We start from the raw sequence: 25,919 nt of genomic DNA, 5'->3' as shown, positions 1-25,919 counted from the left end.
ACCGACCAGGCGGCCGCGGTGCCTCCCCAGCTCCCGGCTTCGCCCGACCCGGGGGGACCCCCAGACCCCGCTGTCACCGCGGCCCGCCTCGCCGCCGCACCCACCGACTGCCCACCACGCCCCAGTTACGTATCAAGGACGCCATGAGCCAGCAGCACTCCGCCGCACCGGCCCGCCACTCCGCCGTCTCCGTCGCCGACCGCCGCGACTGGTGGCGGGACGCGGTCATCTACCAGGTCTACCCGCGCAGCTTCGCCGACAGCAACGGCGACGGCATGGGCGACCTGGAAGGCGTACGCTCCCGCCTGCCCTATCTGCGTGACCTCGGCGTCGACGCCGTGTGGCTCAGCCCCTTCTACGCCTCCCCGCAGGCCGACGCCGGCTACGACGTCGCCGACTACCGCGCCGTGGACCCGATGTTCGGCTCGCTGCTGGACGCCGACGCACTCATCCGCGACGCCCACGCGCACGGCCTGCGCATCATCGTCGACCTGGTCCCGAACCACTCCTCCGACCAGTACGAGTGGTTCAAGCGCGCCCTCGCCGAGGGCCCCGGCTCCCCGCTCCGCGAGCGTTACCACTTCCGCCCCGGCAAGGGCAAGAACGGCGAACTCCCGCCCAACGACTGGGAGTCCATCTTCGGCGGCCCGGCCTGGACGCGTGTGGCCGACGGGGAGTGGTACCTGCACCTGTTCGCCCCCGAGCAGCCCGACTTCAACTGGAACCACCCGGCCGTCGGCGACGAGTTCCGCTCCATCCTGCGCTTCTGGCTGGACATGGGCGTGGACGGCTTCCGCATCGACGTCGCCCACGGCCTGGTCAAGGCCGACGGCCTGCCCGACCTCGGCGCCCACGACCAGCTCAAGCTGCTGGGCAACGATGTCATGCCGTTCTTCGACCAGGACGGCGTGCACGAGATCTACCGCCAGTGGCGCAGGATCCTCGACGAGTACGCGGGGGAGAGGATCTTCGTCGCCGAGGCGTGGACCCCGACCATCGAGCGCACCGCCCACTACGTCCGCCCCGACGAGCTGCACCAGGCCTTCAACTTCCAGTACCTGAGCGCGGAGTGGGACGCCGAGGAACTGCGGGCGGTCATCGACCGCACCCTGGAAGCCATGCGCCCGGTCGGCGCCCCCGCCACCTGGGTGCTGTCCAACCACGACGTCACCCGGCACGCCACCCGCTTCGCCAACCCGCCCGGCCTCGGCACCCAGATCCGCACCGCCGGGGACCGGGAGCTGGGTCTGCGCCGCGCCCGCGCGGCCACCCTCCTGATGCTCGCCCTGCCCGGCTCGGCGTACATCTACCAGGGCGAGGAACTGGGCCTCCCGGACGTCGTGGACCTGCCCGACGAGGTGCGCCAGGACCCGGCGTACTTCCGGGGCGCCGGCCAGGACGGCTTCCGCGACGGCTGCCGGGTGCCGATCCCGTGGACCCGCGAGGGCTCCTCCTACGGCTTCGGCAGCGGCGGCAGCTGGCTCCCGCAGCCCGCCGACTGGGCCGGGCTGAGCGTGGCGGCGCAGACCGGCGTCCCCGGCTCCACGCTGGAGCTGTACCGGGCCGCGCTGCGCGCGCGCCGGGCCCACCCGGACCTCGGCGCGGGGGAGGCGGTGGAGTGGCTGCGGGCGCCCGAGGGCGTCCTGGCCTTCCGGCGCGGCGACTTCGTGTGCGTCGCGAACACCACGGGCGAGTCGGTGACGACCCCGTCGTACGGCCGTGTCCTGCTCACCAGCGGCGAGGTGACCGAGGCGGACGGCGAGACCAAGGTGCCCGCCGACACCACCGTCTGGTGGACGACGGCGGACTGACGGCCGTACGCGGAGCCGCTTCTGAGGCCCCGTCTGAAAGTTCTTGCATCAAGTTCACAACGGCCCGCTGCGCTTCGGCCAGCGGGCCTTTAACATCTGCGTCACCGCAAGCTTGCTGAAATATTTCAGCAAGCGCCTTCAGCGATCCCGTTGCCTTCAACGTCGAAGGAACCCCACATGGCACGCAGAACCCTCCCCACGGCGGTCGCCCTCACAGCCGCCGCTCTGGTTGGCATGACCCCGACGGCCGCCGAGGCCTCCCCGCCCGGCACCAAGGACGTCACCGCCGTCCTCTTCGAGTGGAACTACGCGTCGGTGGCCAAGGAGTGCACCACCGCCCTCGGCCCCGCCGGCTACGGATACGTCCAGGTCTCCCCGCCCGCCGAGCACATACAGGGGGCGCAGTGGTGGACGTCGTACCAGCCCGTGTCGTACAAGATCGCGGGCCGCCTCGGCGACCGCACGGCCTTCCGGAACATGGTGAACACCTGTCACGCGGCCGGGGTCAAGGTCGTCGTCGACACCGTGATCAACCACATGTCGGCGGGCAGCGGCACCGGCACCGGGGGCTCGTCGTACACGAAGTACGACTACCCGGGCCAGTACTCGGTCTACGACTTCGACGACTGCACGTCCCAGGTGTCGAACTACTCCGACCGCTGGAACGTCCAGCACTGCGAACTCGTCGGCCTCGCCGACCTGGACACCGGCGAGGAGTACGTCCGCAAGACGATCGCCGGATACCTGAACGACCTGCTCGGCCTCGGCGTCGACGGCTTCCGCATCGACGCGGCCAAGCACATCCCGGCCGACGACCTCGCGAACATCAAGAGCCGCCTGACCAACCCGTCCGCCTACTGGAAGCAGGAGGTCATCTACGGCGCGGGCGAGGCCGTCCAGCCCTCCGAGTACACCGGCAACGGAGACGTCCAGGAGTTCCGCTACGCCTATGACCTCAAGCGCGTCTTCACCAGCGAGAAGCTCGCCTACCTCACCAACTACGGCGAGGGCTGGGGCTACCTGAACAGCTCGGTCGCCGGTGTCTTCGTCGACAACCACGACACCGAGCGCAACGGCAGCACGCTCAACTACAAGAGCGGCGCCACCTACACGCTGGCCAACGTCTTCATGCTCGCCTGGCCCTACGGCGCCCCCGACGTCAACTCCGGCTACGAGTGGTCGGACGCCGACGCCGGCCCGCCCAACGGCGGCCAGGTGAACGCCTGCTGGCAGGACGGCTGGAAGTGCCAGCACGCCTGGCCCGAGATCAAGTCCATGGTCGCCTTCCGCAACGCGACCCGCGGCCAGGCGGTCACCAACTGGTGGGACAACGGCAACAACGCGATCGCGTTCGGCCGGGGCGGCAAGGGCTATGTGGCGATCAACCACGAGTCCTCGTCCCTGACCCGCACCTACCAGACGTCCCTGCCGGCCGGGACGTACTGCAACGTCCAGAACAACACCCCGGTGACCGTGAACTCCAGCGGGCAGTTCACCGCCACCCTCGGCTCGAACACGGCCCTCGCGCTCTACGCCGGCAAGTCGAGCTGCTGAGCCCTCGTCTGACGGAGCGTGAAACCTCTTGCCGGAGGTTTCACGCCCCTTGCTGCAAGCATCCAGCGACCCCCGCAAGGAGTCATCCCCTGTGATACCGAGATGGCCGGCGCCGCGCAGGCGCCGTACCCCGCACCGCGGACGGGCCGCGGCCGTCACCGTCGCCGCCCTCGCCGCCGCACTGCTCCAGCCGCCGGCCGCCCACGCGGCCACCCCGCCCGCGCCCCCCTCGGACGCGAAGCTCGCCGCCGTGCCCGCCCGGCACGACGACACCCGCGAGCAGTTCTACTTCGTCCTGCCGGACCGCTTCGCCAACGGGGACGCCTCCAACGACAGGGGCGGCCTGACCGGCTCCCGCCTGTCCACCGGGTACGACCCCACCGACAAGGGCTTCTACCAGGGCGGCGACCTCAAGGGCCTGACCCGGCGGCTGGACTACATCAAGGGCCTCGGCACCACGGCCATCTGGCTGGCGCCGATCTTCAAGAACCGGCCCGTGCAGGGCACCGGCAGCAACGCATCCGCCGGCTACCACGGTTACTGGATCACCGACTTCACCCAGGTCGACCCGCACTTCGGCACCAACGACGACCTCAAGTCCCTCATCTCCAAGGCCCACGCCAAGGGCATGAAGGTCTTCTTCGACGTCATCACCAACCACACCGCCGACGTCGTGGACTACGACGAGAAGTCCTACGGCTACCTCTCCAAGGGCGCCTTCCCCTACCTGACGAAGGACGGCAAGCCCTTCGACGACGCCGACTACGCCGACGGCAGGCGCGCGTTCCCGGCCGTCGACGCCGGCTCCTTCCCGTACACCCCGAGGGCCACGAGCGGGAGCAAGGTCCCGGCCTGGCTCAACGACCCGGCGATGTACCACAACCGGGGCGACTCGACGTACGCCGGCGAGTCCACCACCTACGGCGACTTCTCCGGCCTGGACGACCTGTGGACCGAGCGTCCCGAGGTCGTGCACGGCATGGAGAAGATCTACGAGCGGTGGGTGCGGGACTTCGCCGTCGACGGCTTCCGGATCGACACCGTCAAGCACGTGAACATGGAGTTCTGGACCCAGTGGGCCACCGCGCTGGACCGGTACGCGGCCGGGCGCGGACGGAAGAACTTCTTCATGTTCGGCGAGGTCTACTCCGCCGACACCGCCGTCACCTCCCCGTACGTCACCCAGGGCCGCCTGGACGCCACCCTCGACTTCCCCTTCCAGGACGCGGCCCGCGCCTACGCCTCCCAGGGCGGCAGCGCGCGCAAGCTGGCGGGTGTCTTCGGTGACGACTACCGGTACACGACCGACAAGGCCAACGCGTACGAGCAGGTCACCTTCCTCGGCAACCACGACATGGGCCGCATCGGGTACTTCCTGAAGCAGGACAACCCGAAGGCGACCGACGCCGAGATCCTGGACAAGGACAGGCTCGCCAACGAGCTGATGTTCCTCAGCCGGGGCAACCCGGTCGTCTACTACGGCGACGAGCAGGGCTTCACCGGCTCCGGCGGCGACAAGGACGCCCGCCAGACCATGTTCGCCTCCAAGGTCGCCGACTACCTGGACGACGACGAGATCGGCACCGACCGCACCCACGCGAGCGCCGCCTACGACACCAGGGCCCCGCTGTACCGGCAGATCGCCGCGCTCGCGAAGCTCCGCAAGGCCAACCCGGCCCTGACCGACGGTGTGCAGACCGAGCGGTACGCGGCCGACGGGCCCGGCGTCTACGCCTTCACGCGCACCGACGCCCGGACGGGCCAGGAGTACGTCGTCGCCTTCAACAACGCCGGCTCCGCGAGGACCGCCACCTTCGCGACCGGATCCGCGGACATGCCCTACCGGGGGATCCACGGCGCCACCGGCACCGTCCGGTCGGACGGCGACAGCAAGGTCACCGTCACCGTCCCGGCCGGCGCCGCCGTCGTCTACAAGGCCACCGGCACCCTGGCCGAGCCGGCCGCCAAGCCGGTGATCACCCTGACCGCCCCGGCCGCCGGGGCCACCGGGACGGCCGTGCTGAAGGCCGACGTCGACGGCGGACAGCTCAACCGGGTCGTCTTCGCCGCCCAGGTCGGCGACGGCGCGTGGAAGACGCTCGGCTCCGCCGACCACGCCCCCTACCAGGTCACCCAGACCCTCGGCAGGGACGTGCCCGCCGGCACCGCCCTGCGCTACAAGGCCGTCGTCGTCGACTCCGCCGGGCACACCGCGAGCGCCACGGCGAGCAGCACCACCGGCACCCCGCCCGCGCCCGAGGTCCCCACGGCCTCCTCCCGGGACTACGCGATCGTCCACTACAAGCGAACGGACGGCGACTACGCCGACTGGGGCCTGTACGCCTGGGGCGACCTCGCCGACGGCGAGGCCACGGACTGGCCCGCCAGCCACCCCTTCGTGGGCCGGGACGCCTACGGCGCCTTCGCCTACGTCAAGCTCAGGCCGGGCGCCTCGAACGTCGGTTTCCTGGTCATCGACAAGAACGGCGACAAGGACGTCTCCGCCGACCGGTCCATCGACGTCACCAGGACGGGTGAGGTGTGGATCGAGCAGGGCAAGGCCGACGTCCTGACCACGAAGCCCGGCTACCCGGCGCAGGACGAGACCAAGGCGGTCATCCACTACCACCGGGCCGACGGGAACTACGACGGCTGGGGCCTGCACGTCTGGACCGGCGCCGCGAACCCCACCGACTGGCCGAACCCGGTGAAGCCGGTCAAGACTGACGCCTATGGCGCGGTCTTCGAGGTGCCGCTCAGCGCGGGTGCCACCAGTCTCAGCTACATCATCCACAAGGGCGACGACAAGGATTTGCCCACCGACCAGTCCCTCGACCTCACGTCGAACGGCCACGAGGTGTGGCTGTTGAACGGCCAGGAGAAGTACCTGCTGCCGCAGCCCGCGGGCAGCGCGGCCGCACTCGACCTGACCACCTCCAAGGCGATCTGGATCGACCGCGACACCGTCGCCTGGAACGGCGTCGACGGCGCCGCCTCCACCCAGCTGCTCTCCTCCCACGACGGCTCGATCACCGTCAAGGACGGCGTGCTGACCAGCGACGACGAGCGCTGGCTGCGACTGGCCAAGACCACCCTGACCGACGCCCAGAAGGCGAAGTTCCCGCACCTGAGGGACTACACCGCCTGGTCCGTCGACCCCCGCGACCGGGACCGCGTGCGCGGCGCGCTCGCGGGGCAGCTCGTCGCCACCCAGCGGGCCGCCAACGGTGCCGTCCTGGCCGCGACCGGCGTGCAGACCGCCGGCGTGCTGGACGACCTGTACCCCGGCGCGACGAAGGCCGCCCTCGGGCCGACGTTCCACGACGGCAGGCCGACCCTCGCCGTCTGGGCGCCGACCGCGCAGAGCGTCCGCCTCGACCTCGACGGCACGTCCGTGAGGATGCACCGCGACGACACCACCGGCGTCTGGTCCGTCACCGGCCCGGCCTCCTGGAAGGGCAAGCCCTACCGCTACGTCGTGAAGGTCTGGGCGCCCAGCGTCCGCAAGGTGGTCACCAACAAGGTCACCGACCCCTACTCGGTCGCCCTGACCGCGAACTCGGCGCGCAGCCTCGTCGTCGACCTGAACGACAAGTCGCTCTCCCCGAGCGGCTGGGCGGCCCTGAGCAAGCCCAAGCCCGTCCCGCTGAAGGACGCGCAGATCCAGGAGCTGCACATCCGGGACTTCTCGGTCGCCGACAAGACCGTCCCGGCCAAGGACCAGGGCACCTACCTGGCCTTCACCGACAAGAACAGCGACGGCTCGAAGCACCTGCGGGCGCTGGCCAAGGCCGGCACCTCCTACGTGCACCTGCTGCCCGCCTTCGACATCGCCACCATCCCCGAGAAGAGGGCCGACCAGTCGAGGCCGGACTGCGACCTGGCCTCCTACCCGGCCGACTCCGACAAGCAGCAGGAGTGCGTGGCGAAGACCGCCGCCAAGGACGCCTACAACTGGGGCTACGACCCGTACCACTACACGGTCCCCGAGGGCTCCTACGCCACCGACCCGGACGGCACGGCCCGTACCGTCCAGTTCCGCCAGATGGTGCGGGCGCTCAACCAGGACGGGCTCCGGGTCGTCATGGACGTCGTCTACAACCACACGGCGGCGAGCGGTCAGGCGGACACCAGCGTCCTGGACCGGATCGTGCCCGGCTACTACCAGCGGCTCCTCGCCGACGGCTCGGTGGCCACCAGCACCTGCTGCGCCAACACCGCGCCCGAGAACGCGATGATGGGCAAGCTGGTGGTGGACTCCATCGTCACCTGGGCGAAGCAGTACAAGGTCGACGGGTTCCGCTTCGACCTCATGGGCCACCACCCGAAGGCCAACATCCTGGCCGTCCGCAAGGCCCTGGACGCGCTGACCCTGAAGAAGGACGGCGTCGACGGCAAGAAGATCATCCTGTACGGGGAGGGCTGGAACTTCGGCGAGGTCGCGGACGACGCCCGGTTCGTGCAGGCCACGCAGGCCAACATGGCCGGCACCGGCATCGCCACCTTCTCCGACCGCGCCCGTGACGCGGTGCGCGGCGGCGGCCCCTTCGACGAGGACCCCGGTGTCCAGGGCTTCGCGTCCGGGCTCTACACCGACCCCAACTCCTCCACGGCCAACGGCACGAAGGAGGAGCAGAAGGCGCGCCTGCTGCACTACCAGGACCTCATCAAGGTCGGCCTGACCGGCAACCTGGCCGGGTACCGCTTCACCGGCACCGACGGCAAGGAGGTGACCGGCGCCGGGGTCGACTACAACGGCGCGCCTGCCGGGTACGCGCACGCGCCCGGTGACGCCCTGGCCTATGTGGACGCCCACGACAACGAGTCGCTGTTCGACGCGCTGACCTACAAGCTGCCGAAGGACACCTCCGCGTCCGACCGGGCCCGGATGCAGGTCCTCGCGATGGCCACGGCCGCCCTCTCCCAGGGCCCCGCGCTCTCCCTGGCGGGCACCGACCTGCTGCGCTCCAAGTCCCTGGACCGCAACTCCTTCGACAGCGGTGACTGGTTCAACGCCATCCACTGGAACTGCGCCGACGGCAACGGCTTCGGGCGCGGGCTGCCCCCGGCGGCCGACAACCAGTCCAAGTGGCAGTACGCCAAACCGCTGCTGAGCACGGTGAAGGTCGGCTGCGAGCAGATCACCGGCGCCTCGGCCGCCTACCGGGACCTGCTGAGGATCCGCACGACCGAGAAGGCGTTCTCCCTCGGCACGGCCGCGCGGGTGCAGCAGGAGCTGTCGTTCCCGCTCTCGGGGAAGGACGAGACACCGGGCGTGATCACCATGCGCCTCGGTGACCTGGTGGTCGTCCTCAACGCCACTCCGCAGCGGCAGGAGCAGCGGATCGGCACCCTCGCCGGGACGCCGTACCGGCTGCACCCCGTGCAGGCGGCGGGCGCCGACGAGGTGGTGCGGACCGCCGCCTACGCGGCCGGCTCGGGCACCTTCACCGTCCCCGCGCGGACCGTCGCGGTGTTCACCCGGGCGGGGAACTAGGGTGAGGCCGTTGCCGTAGAACAGGAGCGCGCATGCCGCAGATCACCATCGACTACTCCGCCGCCATGGAGGACGCCTTCGACCGTGCGGGCTTCGCCCGGGCGCTGCACGAGGCGACCGTTCGGATCGCGGCGGCGAAGCCGGAGGCCTGCAAGACGCAGTTCCGGCCGAGCGCGTACACGGTGTTCGGATACGAGGACCCCGAGGCGCGCGGGCACGCCGTCGTGCACGTGACGATCGGGCTTCTCGCCGGACGCGGCGAGGAGACGAAGGCGAAGCTGACGGAGACGGCCCTGGAGCTGCTCCGCGAGCACGTGACGGACGCGGCGTTCACACTGCACGCCTCCGCCGAGATCCGCGACCTCGACCCGTCGTACCGGAAGTTCGACCGGTAGCTCAGGACGCCAGGGACAGCAGCCGGCCGACCAGCTCCGCGAAGGGGCCGTCGGCCGGCTCGTCCTTCGCCATCGTGCGCAGCAGGGCGGCCATGCCCTCGTCGTGGGCGGCGCTGACGGCGGCCAGCGCGGCGAAGTCCTGCACGAGCTGCTTCTCCAGCTCGGCGCGCGGGATGTGCCGGCCGTCGAGCCAGATCAGCGCCGTGGACTCGGCGAGCGAGATCCAGGAGCGGACGACCAGCTCCAGGCGCGGGGAGGCTTCGGTCACGCCCAGGTGTGACAGGATCTGGTCGAACGCGGCCTGCCGGACGGAGTCGACGAGCGCGTTGGTCGTGGTGGAGCCGACGGCCGGGCCGCCGCGCATCAGGGCCGAGAAACCGGGGCCGTGGTCGTCGACGAAGTCGAAGAAGCGGCCCATCACGCGATGCAGCCGGGCGCCCAGCGGGCCCTCGTGCGGCTCGGCGAAACGGCTCGCGAGGTCCTCCGACGCACGCTTCAACGCGGCCTCGTACAGGCTGAGTTTGCCCGGGAAGTAGTGGTAGACGAGCGGCCGCGAGATGCCCGCCGCCGAGGCTATCTCGTCGATGGAGACCTCGTCGGGCGAGCGTCGGCTGAACAGGTCGAGGGCGACGCCGATCAGCTGTTGCCGACGTTCCTCGACGCCCATCCTGCGGCGAACCCCGGTACTCATGCGAACACTTTACCGATCGATTCCGGCCGCCCGTGATCATCTGTCGAGAACCGGGTGGCCACTCCGCGTCGGGGAGCCGCGGACCGGCGCGGATCACCCAGGCCCTAGTGCAGCCCGCTGATCCCCCGACCGTCCGTCAGGGTGCCCTTCAGGTCCGCCCGCGCTCCCTGCTCGGCCTTGACGGCGAGCAGCGGCCCCTGCCCGGACGCGGTCACCCCGCCCGTCGCGGAGACCGACGACGTCCCCTCGCTGCCCGCGGCCAGCAGGTACCAGCTCCCCGCCGCCGACTTCCACAGCACCCCGGCCAGCACATGGGGATCGCGCGGTCCGCAGGCCGGTACGTCCGTGGCCTTGGCGACGACCGCCCCGGCCGCCCCGCCCGGCGTGCGGAACTGGGCCAGCACGGCCGTGCCGTCGCCCCGCCAGGTCTCCGCCCGCGTGCACACCCACGCACCGGTCCCGGTGCCTTCGGGCAGCGGCTGCTCGGCGTACGCCCAGGCGTTGACGCTGCGGATGCCCGACGAGCGCTCGGCCGCCAGGGAGCAGGCGAACGGCGCCCAGGTGCGCAGGCCGCGCGCGCCGGACGCCTCCCCGGCCGCTCCGGGCCGGCCGGCCGTGAGGTGGGCCGGGACCAGCTCGCCGAGGTCGGTGGTGAGCCGGGTGCCGGAGGCGTCGGTCAGCTGGAGCACGGTCCACGAGGTGCAGCCGCCGGTCCGCACGGCGGGGCTGGCCAGCGGCGCGGTGACGCCGTCGGCGAGGGTGAGCGGCGTCGCGGCCGCGTCCGGCTTCGTCAGGTCCCGCTGCGCCGCCTTCGTCACCCACGGGGCGGTCAGGTAGCGGACGTTGCCGTCGGAGCGGCCCAGTACCAGCGCGCTCGCCCCGGCGCCCGTGGCCCCGTCGACCCGGGCGAAGTCCAGGGCCGCGCCCCGCGTGCCGTTCTTCGGCTCGGCGTAACGGGCGATGCGCAGGCCGTCGTAGAGGATCACCACCCGGGCGGCGTCGACCTCGCCCGCGTACAGCAGCTGGGGCGGGCCGGCCGGGCCGCCGGTCTGGGTGCCCGGGGTCGCCGAGACGCGGACCGCCTCCCCGGGGCGGGCCCAGACGGCGAGGGCGCGGCGCAGCAGGGCCCGGTCGCCGGTGAGCGGGCCGCGCGCGGGCCACACGGAGAAGTCGGTACGGGCCGAGGTCCGCCAGGCGGTGGGGGCGGCCCGGACCACCTTGCCGGGGTCGAGGGCGGCCTCGGCGGCCGGGTTCTCGGCGTAGGAGGGGGCGGCGGCGCCGTCGGGGCCCCAGCCACCGCCGGGCAGGGCGACCAGCGCGCCGCACACCGCGAGGGCCGCCGCCGCGGCGAGGGCGGCCTTGGTGTGCTGGCGGCGGCGCATCAGATCGGTGGGCCGGGCCTGGAGCGAGCACGGGTCGAACTCGGGGGAGGCGAGCAGCCCCGGCTGCATGGGCACGCTGTTCGCGGAGGCCAGCGCGCCCCCCGGGTCGGAGACCCCGGCGGCGTCGAGCAGGTCGCGGATGTCCGGGTCGGGCAGCCTCTCCAGGCCGCGCAGGACGTAGGCGGCGCGGGCCGGGCCGGACAGGGCGGACAGCCGCTGGTCCAGGGCGAGTTCGTCGGCGCCGCCGGAGCGCGGGAACAGCTTCAGGCCCCACACCTGGGGCAGCGGCGGCGGCAGCTGGGCGAGCCGGGGCAGGCCCGTGCGGGGGCGGGCCGCCGCCAGGGCCGTGCACAGGACCCGCTCGCGCAGGTAGGCGTACCCGGGGTCGGCCTCCCGGCCGGAGGCCTGGGCCGGGAGCACGGACGGCTGCTTGCGGCCCCGTGGCAGGGCGCGCTGGACGAGGGCGTGTGCGGTCAGGACCCGGCGGCTGCGGCCGAGGCCCGGCGGCAGCACCAGGTAGGCGAGCCGGACCAGCCGGGGGTAGTGCTCGACGAACGCGGCCTCGGCCTGCTCGAAGCCGACCGGGCCGGCGTTCCCGCCGGGGGAGGGTGCGTGACGCTGGGATACATCCTGTGACTGCACGTCCGGGAGAACGAGCGAGCCGGCGGTTGGTCACCGCCGGACGAGTGGTTCACACCCCGGGTTCGACCAGGGCGCGCGCGTAGTTCGCCATCGACCGCTGGTAGCGCGGCAGATGGGGGGCGAGCGCGCCGAGCACCAGGGACAGGCCCTCGCGGTCGCGGCCCAGGCTGGACAGGCACAGGGCGAGCGCGGCCCGCACCGCGTCGTCCAACTCGTCGGATGGGGCGTCGAGTTCGGGCGTGAGCAGCTTGACGCCCTCCTCCGCCTGACCGGTGTTCCGCAGCGAACTCGCCAGCTGGATCCTGGCCCGGCGGCCCTTGTACCCGTCGAGTCCGCGGGCCAGTGCCTCCCGGTACAGCGGCACCGCCTTGTCGGAGTGCCCGGTGGAGTCCCAGGCGCAGGCCCGCTCGAAGGGCCCGAGCGGGCTGCCGTCCGGCAGTTCGGCGACGAGGGAGTCGATCAGGGCCCGGAACTCGTGCGCGCGCTCCTCCGGATACTCGTCGAAGGCGGCCCAGGCCGCGGTCACGCGCTCTTCCCAGTTCCGGTTCACCGCGTCACCCTCGCACACCCGTGCCCGCCCGGCCACCGGATTTGAGCGCACCGAGCGCGGGAGCCGTATCCGAGGGCGCTGGGGCATGCTCGGCACACCCGACCGGAGGAAACAGATGAGGTTGACAGGACTGCTGCTCGGCGCCGCGGCCGTACTGACGCTGGCGGGCTGCGGCTCGGGCGGCACGACGGAGTCCGTGCCGCCCACCGCGACCGGCAGCCTGGAACACCTGGCCGCCGAGGTGAAGTGCGAGCCGAACATGCAGACCGACGCGGACGAGATCCGTCAGGCCATCTGCGGCACCGGGAAGGGCAGGTTCATCCTCGCCACCTTCGCCACCGACCGCGGCCAGCGCGAGTGGATCAACGACGCCAAGGACTACGGCGGTCACTACCTGGTCGGCCGCAAGTGGGTCGCCGTCGGCGACGACGGGGTGGTCAAGGCGCTGCGCGGCACGCTCGGCGGCGACTTGGAGGACGGCGCCGACCACCACGCGCACAGCGGCTGACGAGCGCGTCCGGGCGCGGCGAAGGCCGGTGACGGAAGGGGGGTTCGTCACCGGCCTTCTGTCCCGCGCCCGCTAGGGCATCACGAGCAGTTCTGACCGCGGTTGACGCAGTTGGCGATCTTGTTGGCCAGACCGTTCTTCGTGACGCTGATGAAGTCGTCGTGGTCCGTGGCCGCCTTGTGCAGCTGCTCCGGGAACCCGTCCACCGCGTAGGCGTTCTTCACCTGGCCGTTCTGGAGGGTCGGGGGCGTGATGGCGTACACCAGGCGCATCGTCAGCTGCGGGATCGCCTTGAAGCCGTTCTGGCAGTTGCCGCTCGCGTCGGCGAACGCGACGTGCGTGCGGTGGTTGGCGCTGTCGGTGTTCTGGCCGTCCCAGCAGCTCTGGAAGGCGAACGTGCGCACCACCTTGCTGCCCTGCGGACAGATCGGGTACTGCGTGGTCAGCTGCACCTTGTTCTCGAAGCCGGTGCAGCTCCAGTGCGCGTTGGCGTTGGCCAGGCCGTTGGTGGTGGTCTTGGCGTCACCGGTGATGATGCGCAGGAACTGCGGCATCGCCACGACCTTGCCGCGCGGGCTGCCCACGTACTTGATCTGCGCCTGCACCGGGGTCAGGATGCGGCCGACGTTGCCTTCCTTGCCGCCGCCGTCGGCGTTCTGGTCGAAGTCCTGGGTGCCGTCCTGGACGCGGACCACCGGCCAGTAGTACGACGACAGGTCGCTCTGGTTCTGGCAGCTGGTGGCGGCCTGGAGGAACGTCTGGTTGCTGGAGAAGGCGTTGACCTTCTGGTTGCCGACGTAGTCGTGCAGGTGGTGTGCGCCGTTGGCCACACCGGGCGCCACGATCACGTTGTCGGTGTTGTGGTTCTTGTTGGCGTTCACTCCGCAGCGTGTGGTGAAGGAGCCGGTCGAGGCGTTGCGGCCGGCGCGCGGCTTCGCCTTGACGTTCGGCTGGACCTTGGTGATGTCCACGAAGTCGGCCGCGACCGGGCCGTTGCCGGCCTGCCCGCCGATGTTGCCCTGCTGGCCGTTCTGACCCTGCTGGCCGCCTTGCTGCTGGCCGCCCTGCTGCCCGCCCTGCTGCTGGCCGCCGTTCTGCTGGCCGCCTTGCTGTTGGCCGCCCTGCTGCTGGCCGCCGTTCTGCTGGCCGCCTTGCTGTTGGCCGCCCTGCTGCTGGCCGCCGCCTTGCTGCTGGCCGCCGGCGGTGGTCTGGTTGGCGTTCTGCGCCGTGCAGTTGGCCAGGGTGTCCAGGCTGCCGGGAGCGGTGCCGCCGACACGGGTGATCTCCAGCCTGATCCGGTCGAGGATCGCCTTCCGCCGGTCCTGGAGCGGCTGGAGGATGGAGTTCTGCACGAAACTCGCGTCCCTGGCCTGGGCGTCCCGCGTCGTCGCCAGACGCTGGTAGGCGTCGGTGATCTGGCGGTCGAGGTTGGCCAGTTCACCGGCGACCTCGGTACGGGCCTGCGCCGGCACGTTGGTGAGCTTCTGGCCCACGTCCGGGCAGGAGATGGTCGCGACCTGCGCCGTCGCGGCCTTCGTCTGGTTGCCTCCCCACGACTGGTTGTCCGACTCGTGAGCCGAGGCGTAGAAGTTCGCCCAGATCAGCCCGCCCCCACCGAGCGCTAGGGCCGCCGATGCGGCTATGGCCTTGGTGGCCAGCGGCGTACGGCGTTTTCGTGTGTTGCGTCCCATGGAACTCCTCTGACTTCCTTGCGGGGCAGCATCGAGGCGCCCGACAGGAGTGAAGCGGCGCCCTTCCATACGGACGCCGCCCCGGAGGTGTTCAGCGGTCTCACAAATTCCTCGCGCAACAAGGGAGTTGACAGGTCACCGGTCCCGGTCCAGATGGGCGAGGACCGCCAGGACGCGCCGGTTGTCGTCGTCCGACACCTCGAGTCCCAGCTTGGCGAAGATGTTCGAGGTGTGCTTGGCGATCGCGCGTTCCGTGACCACGAGCTGTGCCGCGATGCCCGCGTTGGACCGGCCCTGCGCCATCAGCTCCAGCACCTCCCGCTCGCGCGGGGTGAGCCGGCCGAGCGGCGTCGTGCCGGCCGACCGCCGGGACAGCAGCTGCTGGATCACCTGCGGGTCCATCGCCGTACCGCCCGCCGCCACCCGCCGTACGGCGTCGACGAACTGCTCCGCGTCGAACACCCGGTCCTTCAGCAGATAGCCGATCCCGCCGTCGCCGTCGGCGAGCAGCTCGCGCGCGTAGAGCTGCTCCACGTGCTGGGAGAGGACCAGCACCGGCAGTCCCGGCCGCGCCCGCCGGGCCGCGAGCGCGCACTGCAGACCCTCGTCGGTGTGCGTCGGCGGCAGGCGTACGTCGACCACGGCCACGTCCGGCTCCAACTCCTCCAGCGCGCGGGCGAGTTCGGGCCCGGACTCGACGGCGGCGGCGATCTCGAAGCCGTAGGCCTCCAGCATCCGCACCAGTCCGTCGCGCAGCAGGAAGAGGTCTTCGGCTAGGACAACACGCACGGGATCTCCATGGTGACCATGGTGGGACCGCCGGCGGGGCTGCTGACGGCCAGGACGCCGTCGAATGTACCGAGCCGGCGCTCCACCCCGGCGAGCCCCGAGCCGGCCCCGACCGCCGCCCCGCCCCGGCCGTTGTCGGTGACGGTGACCCGCAGCCGGCCGTCGGTGTGGTGCACGTCGACCCACACCCGGTCGGCGCCGGAGTGCTTGACCGCGTTGGTGAGCAGCTCGTTCACCGCGAAGTACGCCGCCGACTCGACCGGCGCGTCCGCGCGGCCGGGCAGCTCCACGGCGACCTCCGTGGCCAGCGGCAGCCGGAGCGCCAGCGCCCGTACGGCGTCGCCGAGCCCGCGTTCGGCGAGGACCGGCGGATGGATGCCGCGCACCAGGTCGCGCAGCTCCTCCAGGGCGTCGGCGGAGTTCCGGCGGGCCTGGGCGATCAGCTTCTTCGCCTGCGCGGGGTCCCGCTCGACCAGCATCTCGATGGTGCCGAGGTCCATGCCCATGGCGACCAGCCGGGCCTGCGCCCCGTCGTGCAGGTCCCGTTCGATGCGGCGCAGTTCGGCGGCCGAGGTGTCGACCGCGTCCCGCCGGGTCTCGGTCAGCACCTGGACCCGCTCGGCGAGTGCGGCGTGGGAGGCGCCGATCATGGCCCGGGTGAGCGTGAAGTGCGCGGTGAGCAGGCGCGGCGGGAGGCGCCAGGTGGCGGCGAGGACCACGGCGCCGAGCGCGGCCGCGCCGAGGGCCGTCGCCTGGCCGGTGACCGGCACGAAGCCGTACCAGTAGACGTCGCCCGGTTCGCGGACGTCCGTCCGCCACAGCCCGGCGCCCACCAGGAACCCCTGGACCGGGAAGAACACCAGCACCGCCGGCAGCAGCGCGGTGAAGAAGCCCGCGGTCATGTCGGCCGGCAGCCACAGTACGTCCCGCCGTACCTGCGGGTCCCCGAGCAGCGCCACGGTGCGCGTCCACGGGTTGGCGCCCGCCGGGAGCGGCCGGTACACCGCCGGGATGCGGACCCCGCACCACTCGGCCGCGAGCCTCCTGCGGGCGTCCGCCAGCGCCCTCACCCCCGTGAGGACCGCCGGGGTGGTGACGAGCCCGATGCCGAGCGGGACGAGCGCCACGGACAGGAGGGTCAGGGCGAGGAACGCCACCCCGCACGGCAGGACCACGAGGGCCAGCACCAGCCCCCGCACGGCGGCCAGCAGCGTCTCCCTCACCTGGGCGCGCAAGCCGGCCCTGTCTTCGTCGGTGTTCATGCCGCCAGTCTTGCCGAAGCCCGCGCCGGGGTCAGTCGTCCGAGGGCCCCTCCTGGAGGGTGGTGCCAGGTACACCCCCGGTCCGTGCCAGCAGCTCCGCCTCCACCTCCGGGTCCAGGCCGACGCGGGCCCGGTCCGGGCGCCGGGGCGCCGTGCCGCCGATCTCCGTCAGCCACCGCCAGGTGTCCGCGACGGTCTCGCCCACCGGCCGGCACACCAGCCCCGTGGCCACCGCCCGCGACACGTCCGCGCCGTGCACGGCGTCGTACGTCTCGCCGCCCGGCGGCACCCACACCGGCAGCTCGGTCCACGGCTCGATCCCGGCCCCGAGGATCACCTCCGGGCCGGTCCAGCGCAGCTCCGCGTCCGCGCCGGTGACCCGCAGGCACGCCCGGAGCAGCCCGCCCATGGTGGTGTGGCCGGGCGGGCTCACCAGGTCGTACGGCCCGGACAGCCCGCGCTCCAGCGCGCCGAGCAGCCACTCGGCGAGATCGCGCACGTCGACGTACTGCACGGGCAGGTCGCGCGGGCCGGGGGCCAGGACCGGGCCGCCGCGGGCGATCCGGGTCAGCCACCAGGGCAGCCGGCCGACGTTCTCGTACGGGCCGAGGATCAGCCCGGCCCGGACCAGCAGCGAGCCCGCAGCGCCGAAGGCCCCGACGGCGGCCAGTTCCCCGCCGCGCTTGTCCCGCGCGTAGTCCGTCGCCCCCGCGTCCGCGGCGGCACCCCCGACCAGCGGGGCGTCCTCCGCGCCGCCGCGCGGACAGGGCCAGGCGTACACCGACCGGCTGGAGACGTACGCGTACCGCCCGGCCCGGCCGCGCAGCAGGCGGGCCGCCTCGTGCACGGCACGCGGGGCGGCCGACCAGGTGTCCACCACGGCGTCCCAGCCCTCGCCGCCGTCCGCCGCGAGGGCGGCGAGGCCGTCGGGCGCGGTGCGGTCGCCGTGCAGCGACCGCACCCCGGCCGGGGGCCGGTGCCGTCCCCGGTGGAAGACGGTCACCTCCCAGCCGCGTCGAAGCGCGGCCTCCACCACGGCCCGCCCCACGAACTGTGTTCCGCCCAGCACGAGAAGTCTCATGCCGGGATCGTGCCCGGTCCGGGCCGGTGCCGGCGCGGGGCTCCGCCGAGGGCGGAACGGCCGACGGGACGCGGATACGGAGACCCCGGCGCCGGGCGCGCACCGGAACCGCAGGGCGGGCGGCCGGCACCGGCTCGGGCCGGAGCCGGGCGGCCGTGACGATCCCGGCGGCCACCCTGGGGCTCCCGGGGTGGCCGCAGGATGCCGGCGGCCCACCGGGGGCTTTCGCCGGGGCCGTACGGCCGGTGGCAGCCGGCGGTTGCCCCGCCTGGCCCGGCACCGGGCTGGGCGGCCGCCTTCGTCCCCGCCCTGGCCGTGTGCGGCTTCGGGGCGGCACCGGTTCGGGCCGGACCAGGGTGGCCGCGCCGGTCCGGCGGCCGCCGTAGGGCCCCCGGGGGTGGCCGCAGGGGTCCCGGCGCCTCGCCGGCTCCCTGCGGACCGTGGTGCCCAGGACCGTCGCTGCCGGTGGCCCTCCGGGGGCTTCGCCGGGGCCGTACGGCCGGTGGTGCCGAGGCCGGTGGCAGCCGGCGGTTGCCCCGCCTGGCCCGGCACCGGGCTGGGCGGCCGCCTTCGTCCCCGCCCTGGCCGTGTGCGGCTTCGGGGCGGCACCGGTTCGGGCCGGACCAGGGTGGCCGCGCCGGTCCGGCGGCCGCCGTAGGGCCCCCGGGGGTGGCCGCAGGGGTCCCGGCGCCTCGCCGGCTCCCTGCGGACCGTGGTGCCCAGGACCGTCGCTGCCGGCGGCCCTCCGGGGGCTTCGCCGGGGCCGTACGGCCGGTGGTGCCGAGGCCGGCGGCAGCCGGCGGTTGCCCCGCCTGGCCCGGCACTGGGCTGGGCGGCCGCCTCCGTCCCCGCCCTGGCCGTGTGCGGCTTCGGGGCGGCACCGGTTCGGGCCGGACCGTCAGCGGGCAGTCGGCGGGGTGTACTTGTAGCCGACCCGGCGCACCGTCTGGATCGCCTGGCGGTGCTCGGCGCCCAGCTTGCGGCGCAGCCGGGCGATGTGGACGTCGACGGTGCGGCCGTCGCCGACGTGGCCGTAACCCCACACCGTGGTGACCAGCTGGTCGCGGGTGTGCACCCGGTGCGGGTGCGCCACCAGGTGCGCCAGCAGCTCGAACTCCAGGTAGGTGAGGTCGAGTTCACGTCCGTCGACGCTGGCGGTGCGCCGCACGGGGTCGATCCGCACCAGCGGTTCGGTGCCGGGGACCGCCTCGGTCTCCGGCTGGTCCGGGACCGCGACCGGCAGGAACGGGGGCCGCTGGTCGGCCGGGACCAGCACCAGGTAGCCGACCATCGGCGGCTGGCCCGGCAGGGTCGGCAGGGTGTGCTGCGGCGCGGGCAGCCAGGTGGCGCCGGGCGGCAGGAAGTCCGCGACGTTCACCACCTCGTCCCGGTCGACGGCGCGCAGCCGGTGCCGGGTGCCGTTCGAGGCGGGGGCGGACAGGGCGGCGGTGGAGAGGGAACGGGAGGTCGCCATGAGAGGTCAGCTCTTTCGCGCGAGGAGTTCGTCGGAAGGTGCGGCGGCCGCGATTCGTGGTCGGGCGCGCCGGAGGACGTACGTCGTTCCGCGCTGGCCGAAGGCCGGGGTGTACGGCTTTAGAGGGCCTGCGCGTTCCTCGCGCGGCGACACACACGGTCGAAGTCGTGGTGCTGACGGGAAGGCCAGAACGGCTCAAGGTCGTGGCGACCCGTCGCGGTGATCTGCTGGAAGCCGTTCATGCGCCCATTGAAGCAGAGGCGTGCGCCGGGCAGGAGTCTCCTCTCACTGCTTGGACGCTTCCTTGGCGTGAAATTGACGTTGCGTCCACCCGGGGCCCCGGCTTTCCGCCCTGGTCAGCGCCTTGTCATGGCCGTTCGGTGGCTGGATCACCGTCTCACTCCTCGGACGGCGGCGGGGCGGGGGCGGGGCGTGCACGCGCGCGAGGGGCGCCCGCCTCACGGCGGGCGCCCCTCGGACGCGTGGGTACGGATCAGACCTGGCCGGCCTTCTCCAGCGCGGTGCAGCAGGTGTCCACCAGCAGGCGGGTCACCACGTACGGGTCGACGTTGGCGTTCGGACGGCGGTCCTCGATGTAGCCCTTGCCGTCCTTCTCGACCTGCCACGGGATACGGACGGAGGCGCCGCGGTCGGAGACGCCGTAGGAGAACTCGTCCCAGGGGGCGGTCTCGTGCAGGCCGGTCAACCGCTCGTCGATGCCGGCGCCGTAGCTCTTCACGTGGTCCAGCGGCTTCGAGCCCTCGCCGAGCGACTCGCACGCGGTGATGACGGCGTCGTAGCCCTCACGCATGGCCCTGGTGGAGAAGTTGGTGTGCGCGCCCGCGCCGTTCCAGTCGCCCTTGACCGGCTTCGGGTCCAGGGTCGCGGAGACGCCGAAGTCCTCGGCGGTGCGGTACAGCAGCCAGCGGGCCACCCACAGCTGGTCGGAGACCTCCAGCGGGGCGAGCGGGCCGACCTGGAACTCCCACTGGCCCGGCATGACCTCGGCATTGATGCCGGAGATGCCGAGACCGGCCTTCAGGCAGTTCTCCAGGTGGGCCTCGACGATCTCCCGGCCGAAGATCTCGTCGGCGCCGACACCGCAGTAGTAGCCGCCCTGCGGGGCGGGGAAGCCGCCCTCGGGGAAGCCCAGCGGGCGGGAGCCGTCGAAGAAGGTGTACTCCTGCTCGATGCCGAAGACCGGTTCCTGCGCGGCGAACCGCTCGGCGACCTCGGCCAGCGCGGCACGGGTGTTGGACGGGTGCGGCTCCATGTCGGTGTCGAGGACCTCGCACAGCACCAGCACGTCGTCGCCGCCGCGGACCGGGTCCGGGCAGGTGAAGACCGGCTTGAGCACGCAGTCCGAGGAGTGGCCCTCGGCCTGGTTGGTGGAGGAGCCGTCGAAGCCCCAGACCGGCAGCGCGTCGAGACCGGCCGGGGCACCCGTGATGATCTTCGTCTTGGACCGCAGCTTGGCCGTCGGCGCGGTGCCGTCGATCCAGATGTACTCAGCCTTGAAGGTCACGGGGCCACATCCTTCGGGGGTGGGTCGGGTGCACGCGCGGGTGCTGCCGCGCGGCGGCACCGGTGCGCCGCTCGATCTGCCGGGCAGCTTGTCAACAGGCCGTTTCCCGTCCATTGCCCGTCCGTGAACCCCGTGTTACCTGGTCGTTCCGCGTCCGGGCCCACCTGGTCGCCCGGCCCCGGCCGGCCGGCCCGCCAGGAGGCCGGCGCCGGTCCTGCTGCCCGAGGCCGCGAGCAGCAGGACCCTCGACCCTCACGAGGCGGTGGCGCGGGCCGGTGCGCTGCTGCCGCGGACGGCACCACCGGCCCTGGTCCGCCACCTCACCGGTTTCCTGTCGGTTTCCCGAGCCTCACCCCACCTTCTCGATCACCGCGCGCCGGATGAGGAACTTGCCCGGTTCCCGGACCTGTTCGAAGGCGGCGTTGTTGAGCAGGACGCAACTGCCGGAGACGGACGTCACCTTCACCGTGGTGGACTTGTCGTTGTCCAGGTTGGTGACCTTCAGGGTCGTCCCCGCCGGGAACTGGTTGCTGGACGCGGCCGGGGCGCCGCCCTCGCCGGAGAGCGTCACGGTGGAGCCCTTGCACACCTGCCGGCCTGCGCCTTGCGGGGCGCCTCCGCCCTGCTGCGCACCCCCGCCCTGCTGGCCTGCGCCCTGCTGGCCCGCACTCTGCCCGGTGCCGCCGCCCGGCGCCGCCTGGGAGCCCTGAGCCGACTCCCCGACGGTGCAACCGGACGCCTTCTGCTGGACCTTGATCTGCTCGACGACCGCCTGCCGGTTGGCGATCCGGGCCGCCGACTGCGCGTCCGGTTTCGCCTTCTGGTCCGCGATGAACCTCTCGTTGTTGCCGAGGGCCGTGGCCAGCCCCTGGCAGACGGTCGCGTCCCCGGCGGACAGCGTCCTGGCGCCCTGCGGGCTCTGCGCGGCGTTGGAGGTGGTCGCCAGGGCGAAGGCCCCGCCGCCCGCCACCGCCGCGGCGCTGACGAGCAGCGCGAGCTTCTTCTTGGTACCGAGGGTTCTCCTGCGCGACATGCGCGCCTCCTGAAGAGGTAGGGGAGCGTACGCCGCTATGTACGAGATACCGAACGTGGTTACTCAGCGGTTACAGGAGTCGGTGAAGTGACCTGTGTCACGCGGGAGTTGCCCCGGCCTCAGCCCTTGCCGCTGTGGGAGATGGCCTCCCGCACGGCCTCCTCGCTGCGGGCCACCAGCGTCGTACCGTCGTCCGCGGTGATGATCGGGCGCTGGATCAGCTCGGGGTGCTCGCTGAGCGCGGCGATCCAGCGGTCCCGCGCGCTCGCGTCCCGCGGCCACTCCTTGAGCCCCAGCTCCTTGGCGGCCGGCTCCTGGGTGCGCGTGATGTCCCACGGTTCGAGGTGCAGCCGGTCCAGTACGGCCCTGATCTCGTCGGCGCTCGGCACGTCCTCCAGGTAACGGCGGACGGTGTACTCGGCCCCCTCGGCGTCCAGCAGACCGACCGCGCTGCGGCACTTGGAACAGGCGGGATTGATCCAGATCTCCATGCCGGACACGGTACGCGAAAACCGTTGGGCACCCCCGTCACTGGAGCCCCTAAAGCCCTTGTGGCCAGGGGCTTTTGTCAGTGGTGCCCCGTAGAATAGAAGCAGTGTTCGAGGGTGCGCGCCGGACCCCGGTGCGTGCCCTGACCGCGACAGGAGGATGCCTGTGCCCGCTGCCGCCCTGAAGCCGAAGCCGTTGCCGACCCAGTCCACCGCCCAGCGTTCCGTGCTGTTCGACTCGCCCTACGAGCCCGTGGCGAAGCGGCCGCTGCCGGCCGGACGGCCGCGCGAGTGGTACGTCACGCACAACCGGCGTCTGAAGGCCATGCGCCTGGCCATAGCCCTGCTCGACTCCGGCGTGTACCTGCCCAACCAGGCCCGGAACGAGACGATCTGCGACACGGCGGAGCGGATCGGGATGCGCCCGCCGTCCGACACCACGTGCCACATGGTGCGGGCGCTGATGCGTTACTCGCGCTGAGCCGGCCGTGGTGCCGGGTGCCCGCGTCACCGGCGCGGGCACCCGGCACCGTCACGCCGTCAGCCCGCTCCAGCGCACCGTCACGCCGTCAGTTCCCGCTCCAGCGGAGTCCGGAAGCGCGGGGTGATCCGGGTCGCGCCCAGCCAGCCGCGCAGCCGCTCCGCCTCCGCCGCGACCTCGGCCGCGGCCTCCCGGCGGACACCTTCCCCGGGGATCCGCCAGACGATCCCGCCGTCCGCGCGCTGGGTCCAGCCGCCCACCACGCGGCCGTTCCACCACACCGTCGGACCCACGTTGCCGCTGCGGTCGAAGAGCAGGGGGCGCAGCGCCGGGTCCAGGTACCAGTCGCGCTGCTGCCAGGCCATGGCCGTGGGGTCCAGGGCGGGCAGCAGCGCCGCCCACGGCGCGCCGGGTCCCGTCACCGGCTCCGCGTCGCCGGCGTCGACGTATCCGGTGCCCTCGTCCAGGGCGACCTCCTCCGCGCCGATCGCGGCCAGCGCCCGGCGGACCTCCCGGAGCGTCCAGCCCGTCCACCACTTCAGGTCCGCCTCGGTCGCCGGGCCGCACGCCCGCAGCCAGTGGCGCAGCAGGTCCGCCTGGGCCGCGGCCGGGTCCAGCTCGGGATGGGGCGGCGCCGGCGCCCAGCGGAACTGGCTCGACGTCCAGGAGCCGAGCGGGCGGCCGCGGACGACTTTGCCCTCCACGCCGAGCACGCGCAGCAGGCGGGTCGAGACGGTGTGGACGCCCTCGTAGCTCTTCCCGGCCGCGTGGACGAACCGCTCGCGCAGGCGCGGCTCGTCCGCCGCCAGCTCCGCCGCGGTCGCCTGGCCGCGCCGGGCCAGCGCGGCGAGCGTGGCCTCCTCGACCTCCGCCAGCCAGGCCGCGTCCGGCGCACCGGCCAGCGCCATGTCCCGGAGCAGGGCCGCGCGCTCCCGGGCGGCTACCGTGAGGCCCGTCGAGGCGTGGACGACGGCCGTCAGGGCCGCCGGGAACACGAACACCGTGTGCCGCATGCCGTGCATCCGCACCAGCGTGCGGTCCTCGTACAGCGCCCGCTCCGTCTCCGGCACCGCCTTCGCGGGGTCGGTCAGCCGGGCGGCCACCGCCAGGTGCACGGTCGCCGGGTCCGAGCCGTGCAGGGCGACCAGGGAGGCCGCGACCTCCTCGGGCGTCACCGCCCGCGCCGCCCCGGCCAGCCGGTGCCGCACGGCCAGCCGGGCCCGCCGCTCCACCCCGTCTACGTACCGCCGTCCCTCCGCCATACCGGCCTCCCCTTCGGCTCAACGATCCGTTGCCGCCATGGTCGCCGGTGCCACTGACAACGCTCGCGGGGGCGAGGCGGCGGAGCCGCGCGCCGGGCTACAGCAGGGTCTTCACGAACTCCCGGCGGTCCCCGGGGTGGTCGTGGAGCCACCGGCCCAGCATGTGGTCGGCGTCGGGGAGGTCGAGGCGGGTGCAGTCGGCGCGGGTCGAGAGCGCCTCCTGGACGGCCCGGGTCACCGCCGGGGGGATGATCGTGTCCGTCCCCGGGACCGCGAGCACCGCCCGCCCCTCGTACGCACGGAACGCCTCCAGGGCGGGGGAGTCGCGCCAGCCGTCGGGCGTGCGGATCAGCTCCGAGAAGCGTCCCTCGCCGGTGCCGAACGGCACGTCCCAGGCCGCGGGCGGGTAGACGGCGGGCGCGCACAGGCCCACCGCCGCCACCCGGCGCCCGTAGTGCCGTACCAGGTCCGCCACCGTCTGCCCGCTCATGCTGAAGCCGACCAGGATCAGCGGGTCGTCCTCCGGGACGTGCGCGTCGAGCACCGCCACCGCCTGCTCGTACCGCCGCCGCAGGCTCGACTCCGCGAGCGCGCCCGTGCTCTCGCCGTGGCCGGAGAAGTCGAACGCCAGGGCGCGGCAGCCGCGGGCGGCGAAGTCGGCCAGGAGGGGCAGCAGCCGCTGCTTGCTGCCGTTGCCCGCGCCGTGCAACAGGAGTGCCGTGGTGCGGCCGGGCCGTCCGGCGCTCACCCCGCTGAGCCGTTCACCGTCGTACGGGTGGTGGAAACCGGTGAGTTCGTCCATGCGGGCCATTCACTCACGGCCGCCCGCGCCCCGGAAAAACGGGTGCACGGAATGTTACCAATTCACTACGCTGAGCGAACGAAGCGCGTCCCCGCGACCCACCCAGGAGGTCCGTCATGCGTGGCATTCTCGCGGCCGGGACCGTCGTCCTGGCGCTCCTCGGAACCGGTGACCACCTGTGGTGGCTCGCCGCCGTCGTCCTGCTGTACCTGTACGCGACGCACGGCCGCGGCTCGCCCGGCACCACCCCGCCGGCCGGCCCCGGCCCGGGCGCCCCGCCCGACAGCTACCGGGCGTACCGGGACCGCCGGGACCGGCAGGCCAGGTGGGAGCGCCGCTACCGCCGTGAGCGGCCCTTCGAGGCCCGGCGGCAGGAGCGGGAGAAGGGCGGGAAGTGAGCGGGGCGTCGCCGGCCGTCACAGGCCGGGGGCGCCCCACACCGGGAACCAGCGGCCGAGGTCCTGCTCGATCCGCAGGTCGTTGTCGAGCGTGGCCTTCAGCTGGAGTTCCAGTGGGGTGTCCCGCCGCTCGGCGGCGCCGGGCAGCGGGGCGAACGGGTAGAACGTGCCGCGCTTGTAGAGGTAGACGAGCGCCAGCTTCCGGCCGGTGCCGTCGGTGAACCCGGCCAGCGAGCACAGCAGCTGCGGGCCGAAGCCGTTGACCTCCAGCGAACTGTTCACGGCGTGCAGATCGTTGACCAGCTCGGGCAGCTGGCCGGGGGAGCGCCGGGACACCAGCCAGGAGTAGCCGTAGCCGTCCCGGCGCAGTTCCACCGGCGGACCGGTCCGGTCGGTGTCCGCGTCCAGCAGCGCCTGCACCTCGCGGTGCGTCTGCTCGAAGGCCGCGCCCTCCACCGTGGCGAAGCACACCGCCCCCTCCCCGGTCGGCGTGAAACCCGCCGCCGCCTCCAGCGTCACGGCCGCCGACGGCAGCGCGAAGAGCCGGTCGAGATCGGGCGCGACCGGTTTCGTACGGCCCAGCAGGATGTCCAGCAGCCCCAC

General features: G+C 72.9%; 21 protein-coding genes. 7 read left to right on the top strand and 14 right to left on the bottom strand.

Going from position 1 to position 25,919, the window contains the following annotated elements; genetic code table 11:
• Nucleotides 1-143 precede the first annotated feature (143 nt).
• The 4 genes from AB0947_RS07185 (at nt 144) to AB0947_RS07170 (ending at nt 9,257) form a co-directional block, all read left to right on the top strand.
• Nucleotides 144-1,811: an alpha-amylase family glycosyl hydrolase gene (locus tag AB0947_RS07185; protein ID WP_366749257.1), complete on the top strand. Its 1,668-nt coding sequence runs from the start codon at nt 144-146 to the stop codon at nt 1,809-1,811.
• Nucleotides 1,812-1,988: 177 nt separating this feature from the next.
• A complete protein-coding gene (locus tag AB0947_RS07180) occupies nt 1,989-3,365 on the top strand; it encodes an alpha-amylase family protein (protein WP_366749256.1) in 1,377 nt (458 codons plus the stop codon).
• A gap of 91 nt (nt 3,366-3,456) precedes the next feature.
• Entirely contained in the window at nt 3,457-8,862 is a 5,406-nt protein-coding gene (gene pulA, locus AB0947_RS07175; RefSeq protein WP_366749255.1) for a pullulanase-type alpha-1,6-glucosidase, read from the top strand.
• Nucleotides 8,863-8,894: 32 nt separating this feature from the next.
• Nucleotides 8,895-9,257, top strand: coding sequence for an isomerase (locus AB0947_RS07170; protein ID WP_366749254.1), 363 nt, complete (start codon nt 8,895-8,897; stop codon nt 9,255-9,257).
• Between the two features lies 1 nt (nt 9,258).
• Here AB0947_RS07170 and AB0947_RS07165 read toward each other — a convergent pair whose 3' ends face one another.
• The 3 genes from AB0947_RS07165 to AB0947_RS07155 all read right to left on the bottom strand — a co-directional run bounded on the left by AB0947_RS07165 (nt 9,259) and on the right by AB0947_RS07155 (nt 12,522).
• A complete protein-coding gene (locus tag AB0947_RS07165; RefSeq protein ID WP_366749253.1) occupies nt 9,259-9,948 on the bottom strand; it encodes a TetR/AcrR family transcriptional regulator in 690 nt (229 codons plus the stop codon).
• A 104-nt stretch (nt 9,949-10,052) separates the two neighbouring features.
• Complete coding sequence (locus AB0947_RS07160) at nt 10,053-11,972, bottom strand: hypothetical protein (RefSeq protein ID WP_366749252.1); 1,920 nt, start codon at nt 11,970-11,972, stop codon at nt 10,053-10,055.
• 49 nt (nt 11,973-12,021) lie between these two features.
• The gene (locus AB0947_RS07155) at nt 12,022-12,522 is read right to left on the bottom strand and encodes a tetratricopeptide repeat protein (protein ID WP_366749251.1); all 501 of its coding nucleotides are present in this window, start codon (nt 12,520-12,522) and stop codon (nt 12,022-12,024) included.
• A gap of 115 nt (nt 12,523-12,637) precedes the next feature.
• On the opposite strand from AB0947_RS07155, the gene AB0947_RS07150 reads away from it, so the two are divergent.
• Nucleotides 12,638-13,030: a hypothetical protein gene (locus AB0947_RS07150; protein WP_366749250.1), complete on the top strand. Its 393-nt coding sequence runs from the start codon at nt 12,638-12,640 to the stop codon at nt 13,028-13,030.
• A gap of 80 nt (nt 13,031-13,110) precedes the next feature.
• On the opposite strand, the gene AB0947_RS07145 is transcribed toward AB0947_RS07150, so the two are convergent.
• From AB0947_RS07145 to AB0947_RS07110, 8 genes are all read right to left on the bottom strand, one after another.
• Nucleotides 13,111-14,721: a DUF1996 domain-containing protein gene (locus tag AB0947_RS07145; protein WP_366749249.1), complete on the bottom strand. Its 1,611-nt coding sequence runs from the start codon at nt 14,719-14,721 to the stop codon at nt 13,111-13,113.
• Between the two features lie 135 nt (nt 14,722-14,856).
• On the bottom strand, nt 14,857-15,510 hold the full coding sequence (locus AB0947_RS07140; protein ID WP_366749248.1) for a response regulator transcription factor: 654 nt from the start codon (nt 15,508-15,510) through the stop codon (nt 14,857-14,859).
• A complete protein-coding gene (locus AB0947_RS07135; RefSeq protein ID WP_366749247.1) occupies nt 15,495-16,772 on the bottom strand; it encodes a histidine kinase in 1,278 nt (425 codons plus the stop codon). The genes AB0947_RS07140 and AB0947_RS07135 overlap by 16 nt, the downstream gene beginning before the upstream one ends.
• Before the next feature lie 31 nt (nt 16,773-16,803).
• Nucleotides 16,804-17,853: an NAD-dependent epimerase/dehydratase family protein gene (locus AB0947_RS07130; RefSeq protein ID WP_366749246.1), complete on the bottom strand. Its 1,050-nt coding sequence runs from the start codon at nt 17,851-17,853 to the stop codon at nt 16,804-16,806.
• A gap of 898 nt (nt 17,854-18,751) precedes the next feature.
• On the bottom strand, nt 18,752-19,327 hold the full coding sequence (locus AB0947_RS07125) for a winged helix-turn-helix domain-containing protein (protein WP_366749245.1): 576 nt from the start codon (nt 19,325-19,327) through the stop codon (nt 18,752-18,754).
• A 493-nt stretch (nt 19,328-19,820) separates the two neighbouring features.
• The gene (gene glnII, locus AB0947_RS07120; RefSeq protein ID WP_366749244.1) at nt 19,821-20,852 is read right to left on the bottom strand and encodes a glutamine synthetase; all 1,032 of its coding nucleotides are present in this window, start codon (nt 20,850-20,852) and stop codon (nt 19,821-19,823) included.
• 349 nt (nt 20,853-21,201) lie between these two features.
• Nucleotides 21,202-21,885, bottom strand: coding sequence for a hypothetical protein (locus AB0947_RS07115; RefSeq protein WP_366749243.1), 684 nt, complete (start codon nt 21,883-21,885; stop codon nt 21,202-21,204).
• A gap of 119 nt (nt 21,886-22,004) precedes the next feature.
• A complete protein-coding gene (locus AB0947_RS07110) occupies nt 22,005-22,376 on the bottom strand; it encodes an ArsC/Spx/MgsR family protein (protein WP_366749242.1) in 372 nt (123 codons plus the stop codon).
• Between the two features lie 163 nt (nt 22,377-22,539).
• On the opposite strand from AB0947_RS07110, the gene AB0947_RS07105 reads away from it, so the two are divergent.
• Nucleotides 22,540-22,854: a hypothetical protein gene (locus AB0947_RS07105; RefSeq protein WP_366749241.1), complete on the top strand. Its 315-nt coding sequence runs from the start codon at nt 22,540-22,542 to the stop codon at nt 22,852-22,854.
• Between the two features lie 80 nt (nt 22,855-22,934).
• Here AB0947_RS07105 and AB0947_RS07100 read toward each other — a convergent pair whose 3' ends face one another.
• On the bottom strand, nt 22,935-24,116 hold the full coding sequence (locus AB0947_RS07100) for a winged helix DNA-binding domain-containing protein (RefSeq protein ID WP_366749240.1): 1,182 nt from the start codon (nt 24,114-24,116) through the stop codon (nt 22,935-22,937).
• Nucleotides 24,117-24,213: 97 nt separating this feature from the next.
• On the bottom strand, nt 24,214-24,918 hold the full coding sequence (locus AB0947_RS07095; RefSeq protein ID WP_366749239.1) for an alpha/beta fold hydrolase: 705 nt from the start codon (nt 24,916-24,918) through the stop codon (nt 24,214-24,216).
• A 116-nt stretch (nt 24,919-25,034) separates the two neighbouring features.
• On the opposite strand from AB0947_RS07095, the gene AB0947_RS07090 reads away from it, so the two are divergent.
• Nucleotides 25,035-25,316: a hypothetical protein gene (locus tag AB0947_RS07090; protein WP_366749238.1), complete on the top strand. Its 282-nt coding sequence runs from the start codon at nt 25,035-25,037 to the stop codon at nt 25,314-25,316.
• Nucleotides 25,317-25,334: 18 nt separating this feature from the next.
• Here the strand turns inward: AB0947_RS07090 and AB0947_RS07085 are convergent, their stop codons facing one another.
• Complete coding sequence (locus tag AB0947_RS07085) at nt 25,335-25,919, bottom strand: hypothetical protein (RefSeq protein WP_366749237.1); 585 nt, start codon at nt 25,917-25,919, stop codon at nt 25,335-25,337.

It is taken from the genome of Streptomyces sp. NPDC047841 (genome assembly GCF_040704085.1).
Classification (GTDB): Bacteria; Actinomycetota; Actinomycetes; order Streptomycetales; family Streptomycetaceae; genus Streptomyces; species Streptomyces argyrophylli.
Note: the sequence above shows the minus strand (reverse complement) of the source record. Positions and strands in the feature narration are given on the sequence as shown.

Excerpts from the sequence above, each read along its gene's own strand:
- AB0947_RS07185 (WP_366749257.1), top strand. The coding sequence starts at position 144 with ATGAGCCAGCAGCACTCCGCCGCACCGGCCCGCCACTCCGCCGTCTCC.
- AB0947_RS07180 (WP_366749256.1), top strand. The coding sequence starts at position 1,989 with ATGGCACGCAGAACCCTCCCCACGGCGGTCGCCCTCACAGCCGCCGCT.
- AB0947_RS07170 (WP_366749254.1), top strand. The coding sequence starts at position 8,895 with ATGCCGCAGATCACCATCGACTACTCCGCCGCCATGGAGGACGCCTTC.
- AB0947_RS07165 (WP_366749253.1), bottom strand. The coding sequence starts at position 9,948 with ATGAGTACCGGGGTTCGCCGCAGGATGGGCGTCGAGGAACGTCGGCAA.
- AB0947_RS07150 (WP_366749250.1), top strand. The coding sequence starts at position 12,638 with ATGAGGTTGACAGGACTGCTGCTCGGCGCCGCGGCCGTACTGACGCTG.
- AB0947_RS07145 (WP_366749249.1), bottom strand. The coding sequence starts at position 14,721 with ATGGGACGCAACACACGAAAACGCCGTACGCCGCTGGCCACCAAGGCC.
- AB0947_RS07135 (WP_366749247.1), bottom strand. The coding sequence starts at position 16,772 with ATGAACACCGACGAAGACAGGGCCGGCTTGCGCGCCCAGGTGAGGGAG.
- AB0947_RS07130 (WP_366749246.1), bottom strand. The coding sequence starts at position 17,853 with ATGAGACTTCTCGTGCTGGGCGGAACACAGTTCGTGGGGCGGGCCGTG.
- AB0947_RS07125 (WP_366749245.1), bottom strand. The coding sequence starts at position 19,327 with ATGGCGACCTCCCGTTCCCTCTCCACCGCCGCCCTGTCCGCCCCCGCC.
- AB0947_RS07115 (WP_366749243.1), bottom strand. The coding sequence starts at position 21,885 with ATGTCGCGCAGGAGAACCCTCGGTACCAAGAAGAAGCTCGCGCTGCTC.
- AB0947_RS07110 (WP_366749242.1), bottom strand. The coding sequence starts at position 22,376 with ATGGAGATCTGGATCAATCCCGCCTGTTCCAAGTGCCGCAGCGCGGTC.
- AB0947_RS07100 (WP_366749240.1), bottom strand. The coding sequence starts at position 24,116 with ATGGCGGAGGGACGGCGGTACGTAGACGGGGTGGAGCGGCGGGCCCGG.
- AB0947_RS07095 (WP_366749239.1), bottom strand. The coding sequence starts at position 24,918 with ATGGACGAACTCACCGGTTTCCACCACCCGTACGACGGTGAACGGCTC.
- AB0947_RS07090 (WP_366749238.1), top strand. The coding sequence starts at position 25,035 with ATGCGTGGCATTCTCGCGGCCGGGACCGTCGTCCTGGCGCTCCTCGGA.